This is a genomic window from Flavobacterium sp. CF136 (assembly GCF_000282055.1).
Lineage (GTDB): Bacteria > Bacteroidota > Bacteroidia > Flavobacteriales > Flavobacteriaceae > Flavobacterium.
On the sequence record NZ_AKJZ01000012.1, the window covers coordinates 1 to 14,620 of the forward strand.

15 protein-coding genes are annotated in these 14,620 nt (G+C 33.2%); 8 read left to right on the top strand and 7 right to left on the bottom strand.

What is annotated here, in order from left to right:
• The first annotated feature begins 57 nt into the window (after nucleotides 1–57).
• The 3 genes from PMI10_RS22290 (at nucleotide 58) to PMI10_RS04965 (ending at nucleotide 4,357) form a co-directional block, all read left to right on the top strand.
• Entirely contained in the window at nucleotides 58–1,401 is a 1,344-nt protein-coding gene (locus tag PMI10_RS22290) for a gliding motility-associated C-terminal domain-containing protein (RefSeq protein WP_238539445.1), read from the top strand.
• Between the two features lie 98 nt (nucleotides 1,402–1,499).
• The gene (locus PMI10_RS04960) at nucleotides 1,500–2,417 is read left to right on the top strand and encodes a PorP/SprF family type IX secretion system membrane protein (protein ID WP_007805215.1); all 918 of its coding nucleotides are present in this window, start codon (nucleotides 1,500–1,502) and stop codon (nucleotides 2,415–2,417) included.
• Between the two features lie 11 nt (nucleotides 2,418–2,428).
• The gene (locus PMI10_RS04965) at nucleotides 2,429–4,357 is read left to right on the top strand and encodes an OmpA family protein (protein WP_007805217.1); all 1,929 of its coding nucleotides are present in this window, start codon (nucleotides 2,429–2,431) and stop codon (nucleotides 4,355–4,357) included.
• A 113-nt stretch (nucleotides 4,358–4,470) separates the two neighbouring features.
• On the opposite strand, the gene PMI10_RS04970 is transcribed toward PMI10_RS04965, so the two are convergent.
• From PMI10_RS04970 to pyrR, 6 genes are all read right to left on the bottom strand, one after another.
• Complete coding sequence (locus tag PMI10_RS04970) at nucleotides 4,471–4,974, bottom strand: CAP domain-containing protein (protein WP_007805219.1); 504 nt, start codon at nucleotides 4,972–4,974, stop codon at nucleotides 4,471–4,473.
• A gap of 158 nt (nucleotides 4,975–5,132) precedes the next feature.
• On the bottom strand, nucleotides 5,133–5,777 hold the full coding sequence (pdxH, locus tag PMI10_RS04975; protein WP_007805222.1) for a pyridoxamine 5'-phosphate oxidase: 645 nt from the start codon (nucleotides 5,775–5,777) through the stop codon (nucleotides 5,133–5,135).
• 71 nt (nucleotides 5,778–5,848) lie between these two features.
• Nucleotides 5,849–6,754, bottom strand: a complete 906-nt coding sequence (locus PMI10_RS04980) for a ribonuclease Z (protein ID WP_007805224.1) — start codon at nucleotides 6,752–6,754, stop codon at nucleotides 5,849–5,851.
• Between the two features lie 94 nt (nucleotides 6,755–6,848).
• Complete coding sequence (locus PMI10_RS04985; RefSeq protein WP_007805226.1) at nucleotides 6,849–7,181, bottom strand: hypothetical protein; 333 nt, start codon at nucleotides 7,179–7,181, stop codon at nucleotides 6,849–6,851.
• 306 nt (nucleotides 7,182–7,487) lie between these two features.
• Entirely contained in the window at nucleotides 7,488–8,414 is a 927-nt protein-coding gene (locus PMI10_RS04990; RefSeq protein ID WP_007805228.1) for an aspartate carbamoyltransferase catalytic subunit, read from the bottom strand.
• A gap of 66 nt (nucleotides 8,415–8,480) precedes the next feature.
• Nucleotides 8,481–9,020 (bottom strand): bifunctional pyr operon transcriptional regulator/uracil phosphoribosyltransferase PyrR, encoded by a 540-nt coding sequence (pyrR, locus tag PMI10_RS04995; RefSeq protein WP_007805230.1) that lies wholly within the window; start codon nucleotides 9,018–9,020, stop codon nucleotides 8,481–8,483.
• Between the two features lie 254 nt (nucleotides 9,021–9,274).
• On the opposite strand from pyrR, the gene PMI10_RS21550 reads away from it, so the two are divergent.
• The 5 genes from PMI10_RS21550 (at nucleotide 9,275) to PMI10_RS22185 (ending at nucleotide 12,712) form a co-directional block, all read left to right on the top strand.
• A complete protein-coding gene (locus PMI10_RS21550; RefSeq protein ID WP_007805233.1) occupies nucleotides 9,275–10,351 on the top strand; it encodes an HNH endonuclease in 1,077 nt (358 codons plus the stop codon).
• 464 nt (nucleotides 10,352–10,815) lie between these two features.
• Nucleotides 10,816–11,409, top strand: coding sequence for a dihydrofolate reductase family protein (locus tag PMI10_RS05005; protein ID WP_035631401.1), 594 nt, complete (start codon nucleotides 10,816–10,818; stop codon nucleotides 11,407–11,409).
• Nucleotides 11,410–11,551: 142 nt separating this feature from the next.
• Nucleotides 11,552–12,091, top strand: coding sequence for a DUF6934 family protein (locus PMI10_RS05010; protein ID WP_007805237.1), 540 nt, complete (start codon nucleotides 11,552–11,554; stop codon nucleotides 12,089–12,091).
• A gap of 60 nt (nucleotides 12,092–12,151) precedes the next feature.
• On the top strand, nucleotides 12,152–12,319 hold the full coding sequence (locus tag PMI10_RS22005) for a hypothetical protein (protein ID WP_007805240.1): 168 nt from the start codon (nucleotides 12,152–12,154) through the stop codon (nucleotides 12,317–12,319).
• A 219-nt stretch (nucleotides 12,320–12,538) separates the two neighbouring features.
• The gene (locus PMI10_RS22185; RefSeq protein WP_007805242.1) at nucleotides 12,539–12,712 is read left to right on the top strand and encodes a hypothetical protein; all 174 of its coding nucleotides are present in this window, start codon (nucleotides 12,539–12,541) and stop codon (nucleotides 12,710–12,712) included.
• A gap of 163 nt (nucleotides 12,713–12,875) precedes the next feature.
• Here PMI10_RS22185 and PMI10_RS05015 read toward each other — a convergent pair whose 3' ends face one another.
• The gene (locus PMI10_RS05015; protein WP_007805244.1) at nucleotides 12,876–14,495 is read right to left on the bottom strand and encodes an ABC-F family ATP-binding cassette domain-containing protein; all 1,620 of its coding nucleotides are present in this window, start codon (nucleotides 14,493–14,495) and stop codon (nucleotides 12,876–12,878) included.
• Nucleotides 14,496–14,620: the final 125 nt, after the last annotated feature.

The following is a 14,620-nucleotide window of genomic DNA, read 5'->3' on the forward strand; positions in this document are numbered from 1 at the left end:
ACCAATACCTGGACAGTTAAAGATGATTGTGGCAATACCTCCGATACTTTCACTCAAGTGATTACTATTGAGGATACTACCAAGCCAATATTTACAGGAAATCTTCCTACAGATATTACAGTTTCTTGTGATGCAGTTCCTGAACCTGCAATTGTTGAAACTTCTGATAATTGTAACAGCAATTTATCGATAGTTTTCTCAGAAATCAAAAGTGATATTCAAAACGAATGCGCAACAAATTACACATTAACACGTACATGGACTATTACTGATTGCAGTGGAAATACCTCTTCCTATTCTCAAATTATAACAGTAAGAGATACAACACCGCCTACAGGAACAGCTCCTTCTAATATTGCTAATTTACAAAGTATTGCAGACATTCCTGTTGGAAGTCCGACAGACATAAAAGATGCTTTAGATAATTGCAGCGAAAACGTAAACATTAAGATAATTGATTCTAATAATGGAGGAAGTGGCTGTGAAGGAAATGCATATGTCTTAACCAGAACTTATACTTTAACAGATTGTGCCGGTAATAAAACAGAATTAGTACAAACGTTTACTGTTGAAAATAAAGTTTCAGTAACTGCAATAGCATCAAATGCAACTTGTTTTGAAGCAAATAACGGTTCTATTTTAGTAACTAATAGTCCAGGCTCTATTGTAACTATAACAAATGGAAATAATGAAGTTGTTGGAAATACCAATTTACCAGCCGGAATGTACACAATTACAGCAACATCATCTGTAAATAATAACAATCAGGGCTGTACAGCGACAACAACAGTGACCATAACACAACCTCCGTATGGTGTAACCAATGTAACCGGAGAAGCTTGTACTTATGATTCAACACCTGTTAACTTATTAAGTTTATTACCGGAAAATACTCCGGCAACAGGAATCTGGATTGATACAAATGGTACGAATGCCTTGCAGGGAAATATTCTTAATGCATTAGGTCTGGCACTGGGCAGTTATACATTTGAATATCAAATAACAGATGAAAATTGTCGAAGAAGTATTATGCTTAATTTGACAATAAATGATGATTGCAGGGTATTAGCATGTGAAAATATTATAATCCATAATGCTTTTTCTCCTAACGGAGACGGAATAAATGATGTTTTCAAAATTGATAATATTGATCAGACAATCTGTTATCCTGAAAATACTGTAGAAATTTATAATCGTTGGGGAATACTGGTATTCGAAACTGCTAATTACAACAATACTACCAATGCATTTGACGGGACTTCCAGAGGCAGAACAACTATTAAACAGTCTGACGGGCTGCCAACAGGAACATACTTTTATATTATTAATTACACCTTTCTGGATGGTAACGATGTAATTCAATTTAATAAAAAAGCGGGCTATCTCTATTTATCAAAATAATATAAAAATGTAATTCACTATAAAACAAAACCTTATAGTGAATTACATAATAATTGATAAAAAATCATTAGTAATAATTGAAATAATAAATATCTACTATGAGAACAAAATTATTTTCCCTCGTCATTATGTTTGTAACCGTTGCAAGTTTTGCACAGCAAGATGCTCAGTTTACGCAATATATGTACAATACTATAAATATTAATCCTGCCTATGCGGGCTCTCGTGGAGCTTTGAGCGTTTTCGGGTTACATCGTACCCAATGGGTTGGACTGGATGGTGCACCCGAAACGAGTTGTCTATCTGTAAATACTCCTATAAACAACAGTAATTTAGGAGTAGGAGTTTCATTAATCAATGATAAAATAGGACCAACGAATGAGAATAATTTCTCTGTCGATCTCTCCTATACAGTTCAGACATCAGCAAATTTCAAACTTTCCTTTGGTATTAAAGGAACAGCAAATTTATTCAATCTCGACATCAATAAACTGAACCCGGAAAATCAGGGAGACCCCCAATTTCAGGATTTTAACAGTAAATTTTCTCCAAATGTCGGAGCCGGGGTTTACTGGCATTCTGATAAAGCATATATAGGTTTATCGGTACCAAATTTTATTGAAACCAATCGTTATAATGACAATAATGTTGCCATTTATAAAGATAAAATCAATTATTATTTAATGGCGGGTTATGTATTAGACCTGGATCATTATCAATATGTAAAATTCAAACCGGCTGTACTCACCAAAATGGTTGAAGGGGCACCATTACAAGTAGATGTTTCAGCAAACTTTATGTTCATCGATAAATTTGTTGTCGGTGTTGCTTACAGATGGAGCGCTTCATTAAGTGCTATGGTTGGATTTCAGATCACAGAAGGCCTTTATCTGGGATACGGTTATGATCGTGAAACTACCAACTTAAACAATTATAATTCAGGATCGCATGAAATATTCCTGCGTTATGAATTCTTCAGAAAAAATGATAAAATGACAACTCCACGTTTCTTCTAAAAATATTTATTATGAAAAATTTTATACTCCTTTGCCTAACAATGGTAAGTGTTTTTTCATTCAATAGTTATTCTCAACAATCGAAAGTAAATGCTGCTGATAAAAAATACGATGGCTATGCCTATGTTGATGCCATAAAGACCTATGAAAGAGTAGCCAAGAAAGGATACAAGTCTGAAGATATGTTTAAAAAACTGGGAAACTCTTATTATTTCAATTCTGAATTTGAAGGTGCTGCAAAATGGTACGGTGAATTATTTGCCATGAATAATACAACCATTGAACCTGAATTTTATTACAGATATGCCCAGTCTTTAAAATCAATAGGACAACCTGAAAAGGCAAATAATATCCTGGAAGAATTTAACTCTAAATATAAAGATGACAACAGAGGTAAACTTTATAAACAAAATGTAAATTATCTGGATCTGATTAAGGAAAATTCAGGACGTTATAAAATTGAAGATGCCGGTATCAACTCTAAATATTCTGATTACAGCACCTTTGTATCCAATAACAAAATATATTTTGCTTCAGCCAGGGATACCGGTAATTTTTCACAGCGTAAACATAAATGGACAGGAGAATATTTTACAAATCTGTATGTTGTTGATATAGATTCAGTAAAAGTAAAAAGATTCAGAACCGCTTTAAATACCAAATTTCATGAATCTTCTCCTGTTCTTTCGAAAGATGGCAAAACAATCTATTTTACAAGAAACAATTATATTGATGGAAAAAAAGGAAAAAATGAAGAGAAAATTACTTTAGTTAAAATATACAAAGCAACTCTTGAAAATAACAATTGGACCAAAATAAAAGAACTTCCATTTAATAGCAATAATTACAGCGTTGCCCATCCTGCACTTAGTCCGGATGAAAAAACTTTATATTTTGCGTCAGATATGCCAGGAAGTTTCGGCCAATCTGATTTGTATAAAGTCAGTATCAATGAAGATGGAAGTTACGGTACTCCTGTGAATTTAGGAAAAACTATTAACACGGAAGGCAAAGAAACATTTCCTTTTGTAACCAGCGAAAATGAAATTTATTTTGCTTCTGATGGTCATCCGGGACTTGGAGGTTTAGATGTTTTTGCAGGCCAGATCGATCCTGACGGAGGCATAAGTGATATCCAAAATGTTGGTGCTGATATCAATTCACCAAAAGATGATTTTGCTTATACAATTGATCCGGTTTCAAGAAAGGGGTATTTCAGTTCTAACAAAGATGGCGGAAAAGGTTCTGATGATATCTATAAGTTTTTAGAAACCAGAAGATTAAAATGCGCACAGGAACTTTACGGACTTATTACTGATGCTGAAACTGGTGCAATCTTACCCGGAGCAAAAGTAAGTTTATACGATAGAAATTTAAATCTGAAAACCTCAACCATTGCCGATGCAACAGGAAATTATACTTTTCCGGTTGAATGTTCAGAAGTATATAATGTAAGAGCCGAAAAGACTGATTACACTACTAAAGAAGTAAATATTGAAATTCCTCGTAAAAATGGCCGGACTAATCTTCCAATTGCTTTAGATAATTCAAAATGCAAAGTAGCAATTGGTGATGATTTAGGAAAATGTTTCGGTATCAAAATGATTTATTTCGATCTTGACAAATCTAATATCAGAGAAGAAGCAGCTCTTGATTTAGAAAAAATATTAGATGTATTAAATGAAAATCCGACTATGAAACTTGATATTCGTTCTCATACCGATAGCAGGGCAACACATAAATATAACGAAGCTTTATCTGACAGAAGAGCAAAATCGACCATAGGCTGGCTCATCAAAAACGGAGTGGCAAAAAATCGCTTAACTGGCAGGGGCTACGGAGAAACCCAGCTTGTAAATGAATGTTCAGATGATGTAAAATGCACCGAAGAACAACATCAGGCCAACAGACGAAGCGAATTTATTATTACGGCTTTGTAAAGAATAATTTAGTTATCGACACACACATTCGCTTTTTTATAAAAAATAAGCCGTTGTAAATTCATAATAATCTACAACGGCTTATTAACTAAACAATGAATACTAACTATCTTTTAAATTTTTGCAAATATATTGGTATAGTATTTTTTACCTGTTTCTGCATCAATTTTTACAGCAATACCAAAATGAGTATAATCACCTTCTATGTTTTGTTTATGTGACGGACTTTCTAACCAGGCCTTCAGAACAGCATCAGCTGTTTGATAATTATATGCTATATTTTCACCTACTTTTGTTGCTCCCAGAACAGCAATAATATTCTCTGAGCGGGCTACAAAATCATTATGGTTAACAACATTATTTTCAATCATGTAGACATCATGTTCTTCTGATTTAAAAGAAATATGATTCACTCTTTGTAAAGTATTGAGACCAATACTTACACGATATTTATTAATTAACTGCAATACCTCTAATTCTGTATCATTATAGGTATAATCTGTTACAAGTTTCGCAGATGTAGTTTCATTAGTATTCGCCTCAGCAGAATCCGATGAACAGGAATTAAAAATAACAACAACAAAAAAAAGTACAATTGTACAAAGCAATTTCCTCATAAAATTAAATAGATTTATATATAAAGTAGATGGGGGGCCAAACTATTTTAGATAAATGATTATTATAGGGTTTAAAAATAATCAATTTACAATCGAACTACCAAAATTAATCGATAAACTGCACGTTTTAAGTGTTTTACAAAATAAAATTCTTACGACTAAGGGGCTAATCTTTGAATTAACCAACTGTAATCAGACTGATTTGTATAACGAATTCTGTCATGAAGTCTGTTAGCTCTTCCCTGCCAAAATTCTACTTCTGAAGGAACTACTAAAAATCCTCCCCAATGTTCCGGTCTCGGAATTGGTTTTCCTTCAAAATCATTTTCCAGCTGTTTTAAATTCTCTTCTAAAAAAGTTCTTGACGGAATTATTTCGCTTTGGTTCGAAACAACAGCTCCTAATTTGCTGCCGTCCGGACGGGAATCAAAATAATTATCAGATATATTTCCTGATGTTTTTTGGGCTATTCCTTTTATAATTACCTGACGCTCCATATTTGGCCAGAAAAAAGACAAACAAACATGTGGATTTTGAGCAATTGCCCTACCCTTTTCGGAATTATAATTCGTATAAAAAATGAATCCTTCTTCAGAATATTTCTTTAATAAAACAACTCTTGACTTAGGGAAACCATCCAAACCAATAGTCGAAACTGTCATAGCATTTACTTCTCCGGTCCCTCCAAAATCTTCCACTTCATGAAACCATCTGTTAAAAAGATTAATCGGATCTTCAGGAATTGTAGTTTCCAGCAATTCGCTTTTTTCGTATGACTTCCTATAATTACTTAAATCACTCATGATTTATTATTTTAGATTATTGATTTTAGATTTCAAAAAACTTAGCAACTTAGAATCTTAGTACCTTAAATTTACCACTCAAAACTTCTACCGTCATCTGCTAATAATATATGTGGAAAAACTGTTTGTGCTTCTTCTTTAAAAATATTGATATCGCCGTAACGTGTAGAATAATGTCCTAAAACAAGATTTTTCGCATTGGCTTTAAGAGCAATAGTTGCAGCTTCTTTTGCTGTTGAATGCAATGTTTTTTGGGCCAAAGCCTCTTCAGAATCTAAAAAAGTAGATTCATGATACAAAACATCTACATTCTCTATGATCGGAATTATTGCTTCATTATAAACCGTATCTGAACAAAAAGCATAACTCATTGCGGGAATAGGATCAAACGACAATTTGTCGTTCTCAATAACAGTTCCATCATCAAGCGTAACATTTCCGCCTCCTTTTATTTTTTGGTAATAGCATTTATCAATATTGTAGTTCTGAACAGCATCGACATTTAATTTTCTGTCTCCTGGTTTTTCCTGAAATAAAAATCCATTAGTATATACACGATGTTTTAGCGGAATCGTTTTTACGATTACTTTTTGGTCCTCAAATATAACTTCACTTTCTTTTGATTCCAATTCATGAAAAAACAAATCATAAGTTGTCCATGAATTCGATAATTTCAATTGTAAAGTAATGATTTCCTTAACGCCTTTTGGACCATAAATATGCAAATCGGTTGTACGCCCTAAAAGTGCAAAAGTCGAAATAGTACCAATTAACCCAAAAAAATGATCGCCATGCAAATGCGAAATAAAAATGTGATTGATTTTTGAAAATTTGATCTTGTTTTTACGCAATTGTACCTGGGTTCCCTCTCCACAATCTATTAAAAACATTCTGTTTTTTATTTCTAAAACCTGCGAAGTCGGATTGGTGATCGTTCTTGGTGTTGCGGCATAACAGCCGAGTATAGTTAATTTCATTTTAGATATTAGATTGTTGATTTTAGATTGAGGAACTTAAAATTTTCAGATTTAGTATTAAAAAATCTAATATCTAAAATCAGAACTCTAAAATCTAAAATCCAAGGTCTCTTTCAATTTCTTCCATTTCGATAATATCATGAGCTTCCAAAAGTGAAGGCACTACCGTTAATTTATCAGAGACTGCATTAAAATCAAGTTCGGAAACTACAATTACAAATGATTTTTTAGCTTTTTTTTGTTGCTTGGAAAGCGGTAAAAACAGCTTTAAATCTTTTTCAGACAATCTGGAATCTAATGATAAATCAATTATAATATTTTGTTTTTCAAAGGTTTTAAACTGCTGCGTTACTTTTTCCAGGAAAGCATTAAAATCTCCCTGAGTATCTTTAATAGTAACGGTATGTCCTTTTTGATCTACTTTCATCTTATAATTTATTGGGGCTTACATAAAATTAATAATTCGAGAGCTAAGGTACAAAGTTTTTTTCTAGTTTTCAGTACCCGTTTTCAGTCTCAGTGTTCACTTTTGTCAGACTGAGGTGGAGTCAAAGCCCTTTTAAACTAACAAACCTTCGACTTCGCTCAGGGTGACACCTCTTAAAAGCTCTGTTGTCTGGCTGAGCGTAGTTGAAGCCCCTTTTAACTAACTAGCCTTTGACTTCGCTCAGGGTAACACCTCGTTAGAGACAAAGTTAGACCTGGAAACTGTGACTGCGACTGGAAACCAGAACTATTGAATTTTAGAAGCCAAAAGATAAATTACAGCCATTCTAATCGCTACACCATTTTCTACCTGATTTAAAATCACGGAATGATCTGAGTCAGCTACTTCCGAAGTAATTTCTACTCCTCTGTTGATCGGTCCCGGGTGCATAATTACGATTTCTTTTCCAAGAGAATCTAATAATGGTTTATCGACTCCGTATTGCTGCGCATATTCACGTGTTGAAGGGAAAAAGTTCACATCCATACGTTCGTTCTGAACACGAAGCATATTGGCTACGTCACACCATTCCAGGGCTTTGCGTAAATTTGGTTCAACCGTAACACCAAGTGATTCAATATATCTCGGAATCAAGGTTTTTGGTCCGCAGACTTTTACTTCGGCTCCTTGCATCTTCAAAGCATAAATATTGGACAAGGCAACTCTTGAGTGCAGAATATCGCCTACAATAACTACTTTTTTTCCGGCAACATCTCCCAGTTTTTCTCTGATCGAATAACTGTCCAGTAAAGCCTGAGTCGGGTGTTCGTGTGCACCGTCGCCTGCATTTACAATACTTGCTTTGACATTTTTGGATAAAAAATAAGCCGCTCCGGGATTGGAGTGGCGCATTACGACCATGTCAACTTTCATGGAAAGGATATTATTTACAGTATCAATCAGGGTTTCTCCTTTTTTAACCGATGACTGGGCTGCCGAAAAACTAATAACATCTGCCGATAATCGTTTTTGGGCTAATTCGAAAGAAAGTTTCGTTCTGGTACTGTTTTCGAAGAAAATATTGGCAATGGTAATATCTCGTAATGAAGGAACTTTTTTAATGGGTCTGTTAATGACTTCTTTAAAATGATCTGCCGTTTCAAAAATTAGGTTAATATCATTCTCGTTGATGTATTTAATTCCTAATAAATGATTTACGCTTAATTCTTTCATTTTTGTTTGTTTAATTGTTTAATCGCTGAACTGTTTAACTGATTTTGAATTTATTAACTGTTCAACTTAATTTGTAACGAGGTAAACGACATCTTCGCCTTCATTTTCCTTCCAGCTTACCTTTACTTTTTCATTATTTATGGCATCTACCTGACGGCCGCGATAATCGGGCTGAATTGGCAGATTTCTACTAAAACGTCTGTCGATTAACACTAACAATTCAATTTCTGAAGGTCTCCCGAAAGACTGAATTGCAGTCAATGCAGAACGAATGCTTCGTCCGGTAAACAAAACGTCATCGATAAAAATGACTTTTTTGTTTTCGACTATAAAGTTTATCTGAGTTTTATTGGCTTCCAGCGGTTTGTCCGTTCTACGGAAATCATCCCTAAAGAAAGTGATGTCTAAATATCCCAAAGAAATTTCCGGAGTCTGGTATTCGTTTTCTAGTATTTGTTTTAAACGTTCCGCTAAAAAAACGCCTCTTGGCTGGATTCCGACTAAAATAGTATCAGAGAAATCAAGATGTTTTTCGATTAACTGACAAGCCAAACGATGGAGTATGATAGTAACTTCTTTTGAATTAAGTAATACTTTTTGGCTCATAATTAAGTGTGATGTTTGGTTGGGCAAATATACGAAATCAGAATTTATTTGTTGGGGTGTTAAGCATGGAAATATTTTTTTTGAAATTGGTAGGGATTTTGAGAATGGAAATTTGACTTTTTTAATTCTTAAATTATAGTCTTGGAAAATAAAATCTTATTTATAATGATAGTTTTAGATTAAAATTATAGTTTAGCTAATTAACTATAAATTCACATTTCTTATCAAATAAATCAACATAATAAAAATATTCTGTGAATCCTGATTTTAACAAAAACACAATTGACACTTTAGCAAAAAGAGCTGCTTTTATGTGCTCCAATCCTGATTGCAGAGTACTTACTGTTGGTCCAAATTCTGATCCAGAGAAATCTACGAAAATAGGAGAAGCAGCCCACATTTATGGAGCAAGGATTGGTTCTAAAAGATATATCCATACAATGACAGATCCAGCGAGAGCAGAGATTACCAATTCAATTTGGTTATGTCGAAATTGTCACAAACTTATTGACACCGATGAACAAAAATATTCTGCTAATATTTTATTTGCTTGGAGAGAAAAGCATGAAGAATTCATTTCTACTTCTTTAGGAAATAATACAGACCATATTATTTATAACGAACAAATTTCTATTCTTAAAGACTTTAATAATTATTCACCTATTATAAAACGAATTATCATTGACAAACCTGACGGATGGGAATATCGTTTAACAGCTGAATTAATGAGATTTCTAAATGACCCTCTTTTTAGAAAACTTAATGATTTAAAAGATGGATTATATTTAAAACCACCAGAAAATATCGATTCCGGAAAGGCTTTCAATTGGATTCAGGATAGGCTGAATGAATTGTCAAGAATTGTACCTCCTGCTGTCGGCTTACTAGACCGGCTAACAAAGAGTTGGGGAAAACCAGGGGAACCGGGAGATATAAAAGAAATTCATCATGTCACTAAATTGATTAAAGAATATCTTGAACATATTATAGAATTTGAAGAGAGAATTCAATTTGTAAATGTTCCTCCAGAATATCAAAAAGCAGTTCATCTACTTAAAAATTTAATTGGTTCGCAAATTGCAAAATTATCTTCTATTCCTGCCGATCTTGATGAAATTCTTTTATTTGCAGAGAATCAACAAAAAGGAAATGAAAATCCTAAAGAAATTAGAAAAGAATTTATAATTGAGATACCTGATTCTTGGCAAAAAGAATTTAATAAAGAAATCAATAAATTACAAAATAAGCAAGATTATAACACCAGTAGTTCATCTGGATGTTTTACTGCCTTGATAATTATGATAGGAATTATAATGTTTTTATTATTCTAAATCCGACCGCTCAGATATGCTCAACGATAGCGCGGAAATCCTTTCCGTGCCCGCAAAGTATATCAATTATTAAAATATTCTCCCCGATATTAAAAAACAAGGACCTTGGACTTTAAATTCCGGAGGAATGAACAATATTGTAGCAACGGATTTTAATCCGTTGTAAAATTAAAGATGACCAACAGAGTTCCATCGGAACGATTCATATTAAATACCGTATCAATATGTACCGAACCTACGGCTCTTTTCATCTTGCATATCTATATAATAAACTGGATTAAAATCCAGCCCTACAATATTGGTCGAGCTGATGGCTCTTTTTTCTGCTCTTTTAAATTAAAATTAATATTTTCGATCGATATTAGAAATGTTTTCTTTACCCAAAACATACAATATCAACGAATTGTATCAATATTTTTTTATATTTTCTTAAATTTGAGAAAAAACAAAAAACACCAAACATCATGAGAAAAATAATCGTCGTAACCATGATTACAATCGATGGCGTAATGCAGGCACCTGGTGGCCCTGAAGAAGATACTTCGGGCGGATTTGAATATGGAGGTTGGGTGGCGCCTTTTGGAGATGAAGAATATGGCAATGTCATGCAGGAACAAATGAAACCTGCAGATATTCTTTTGGGCAGAAAGACATTTGACATTTTTGAAGAATACTGGCCAAAACATGCAGAGGGGTGGCCGGGAATTAATGAAGTTACCAAATATGTTTTGTCCTCTACCAGAAAAAACTCTTATTGGGAAAACACAGAATTTCTCTCAGCTGTAGAAGACATCAAAAAACTCAAAAATTCAGAAGGCGGAGACATTAAAGTTTGGGGAAGTGCAACACTTGTTCAGCTTTTGCTTCAACATGATTTAGTTGATGAACTTGGGCTCTTAATTTATCCTATAATTCTGGGTAAAGGGAAAAAATTATTTGATGATAGTGCTACTCCGGCAGGGTTTACGTTAATTGAAAGTACGGTTACCTCAAGTGGTGTAATTGCAGTCAGTTATAAACGAGCCGGAGAAGTGAAGACTGGTACTATTGGAGAGTAAGGTTTTTGAAATATTCTGCTACAAAACAGTATTATCAAATTGTAAGAAAATAACACTTAAATTGTTAATAACTTTGAAAACAAATAAGTACTTAAATTCATTTTTAAACTATTTTAGCTGACTTATTTTAAAATTCAGGTATTTGAAAACTCTTCCAATTTATGATACTGAACAAACTCAGGATGAAATCAAAATTCAGTATTTGTTTGCCAGTGTCGGTCAAAAAACAATAATTAAAGTTATTGAATATTCACCTGTAACAACTATTGGCACCAGAACTGTTTATAATCTTGGATTTGGAGATTATGATGAAACAAATAGTGCTATTATTGATGATAGTAACAGTAATAATGGAGACATTTATATTGTTTTTAATACGGTATTAAGCACAGTACCCATATTTTTTGAAACTAATCCTGATGCTGTAATTATTGTAAGCGGAAGTGATAGTCATGATGATTTTATAAATAATTGTCTTCCAAATTGTAGAAAGAAATGTATCGAAAAATGCAAAAATCACCAAAGAAGAATAAAAACGTATCGATATTATGTAGATAAAAACTTTGATGAACTGTGTAAAGATTTCATTTTTTTTGGACGTAATAAAAACAAACAAAGCTCCTTCGTACAATATATTCCAAACCAAGATTATGATGATATTTTGGTTTACAAGAAAAAATAACTAACTTTGTTGATAATTAAGTGTTTATTATCAATCGAATACTAAATAATAGTCATAATTATGAAAACAATTAAACCAACTTTAAAAGCTAAGGTAATTGCTACATCAGCTGTAGCCAAAGAAAAAATGACTACTGTTGCTAATAACCTTAAAGGGAAAGAATTGTTTACTGACAAGATAGAATTAGCAAAAAAGAGTTTAAGTGATTTAAAATCATTACCTATTTAATTCATAATATAAAATATAAAAAAGTCGATTTGGTTCATTCTAAATCGACTTTTTTTATGCAATGCATCTAAATACAGTCTTAAATTGTAATTTATAACACTACAAATCATAGAACTTTTCACTAAAATTATATAAAACATTTTTTTGTTGTTTAAAGTAATTTTATTCCACGAGAATTAGAATACAAATTCTTTTTAAAACATTTAAAACAGCAAAATCATGCAAAAAAACATTACACGTTTGTTAATGGTATTCGTAATACTATTTTCATTTACAAGCTGCGAACTTATTGGAGATATTTTTAAAGCCGGAATGGGATTCGGAATATTTATTGTAATTGTTGTGGTTGCGGTAATTATTTTTGCTTTCGCTAAGCTCTTCGGCAGGAAATAAAAAACATAAAAATCCCGTTATTTTTAAAGTAACGGAATTTCTTTTTATATGTTGGCTGTAATTAATTTAAACACATAGAAAATATAGATTTGCTGTACTTAAAAAAGGCGTTTCACTAATTTAAAACACACAGAGCTAATCATTTAAGTTAAAAATTACAATATTACAAATTATACATTTTCTTTCTTAATTCCTGAATCTTTTCATCATCAAGATATTCATCAAATGTCATGTAACGATCGATTGCTCCGTTTGGTGTAAGCTCCACTACTCTATTACCTACAGTTTGTGCAAACTCATGGTCATGTGTAGTAAAAATCACAGAACCTTTAAAATTCTTCAATGAGTTGTTGAAAGCGGTAATCGACTCCAAATCCAAGTGATTTGTTGGTTCGTCAAGCATCAAAATATTAGCACGCTCCATCATCATTCTGGACAACATACAACGTACTTTTTCTCCTCCTGATAATACACGACTTGTTTTTAAAGCTTCTTCTCCGGAGAAAATCATTTTTCCTAAGAATCCTCTAATGAAAACCTCATCACGCTCTTCTTCTGTTTTTGCGTATTGGCGTAACCAATCTACCAAAGTCAAATCATTTTCAAAGAAAGAATGATTTTCTGCCGGCAAATATGCCTGGTTGGTTGTAATTCCCCAATCAAAAGTTCCGGCATCTGCTTTTTGGCTGTTGTTCAAAATTTCGTAGAAAGCGGTTGTAGCACGTGAATCTTTAGAGAAAAGAACAATTTTATCGCCTTTTGCCATATTCAAATCAACATCTTTAAACAAAAGATCTCCCTCTACAGAAGCTGCCAAACCTTCTACATTCAAAATCTGGTCTCCTGCTTCGCGATCCTGATCAAAAATAATCGCAGGATAACGACGGCTTGAAGGTTTGATTTCAGAAATATTCAGTTTAGAAATCATTTTTTTACGAGAAGTAGCTTGTTTAGACTTTGCAACGTTCGCACTAAAACGACGAATAAATTCTTCAAGTTCTTGTTTCTTCTCTTCTGCTTTTTTGTTTTGCTGTGCACGCTGTTTCGCCGCTAATTGGCTGGACTCGTACCAGAAAGTATAGTTTCCTGAATAGTGATTAATTTTTCCAAAATCGATATCAGAAATATGTGTACAAACCGCATCTAAAAAGTGACGGTCGTGAGATACTACAATTACGGTATTTTCATAGTTTGCCAAAAAGTTTTCTAACCAGGCGATTGTCTCGAAATCCAAATCGTTGGTAGGCTCATCCATAATAAGCAAATCAGGGTTTCCGAAAAGTGCCTGCGCCAAAAGCACACGAACTTTAATTTTTCCTTCCAAATCGCCCATTAAAGTATAATGATGTTCTTCGTTGATTCCTAAGTTAGACAACATCGCAGCGGCATCAGAATCGGCATTCCATCCGTTCATTTCTTCAAACTGAACCTGAAGTTCCCCTATTCGGTCAGCGTTTTTGTCGTTGTAGTCTAAATAAAGTTCATCCATTTCTTTTTTAACAGCGTACAAAACTTTATTTCCCATCAAAACGGTTTCCAAAACAGTATGCTCATCAAACATGTTGTGATTTTGGTTTAAAACCGACATACGTTTTCCCGGCTCTAAATGAATATGTCCGGAAGTTGGGTCGATATCGCCCGAAATGATTTTTAGAAAAGTAGATTTTCCAGCACCATTGGCTCCAATAACGCCGTAAATATTTCCGTGTGTGAATGTAGTATTTACTTCGTCAAACAAAATTCGTTTGCCAAATTGAACTGATAAATTATTGACTGTTAACATGAATGTCTTTTTAATTAATTTGGTGCAAAAGTATGAAAAAAGGTTCTAAGATGCAAAGGTACTAAGATGCTAAGTTTTTATGTTGTAAGTGTATGTTTTCCCGTCATATAAGTGATATAAGTTCA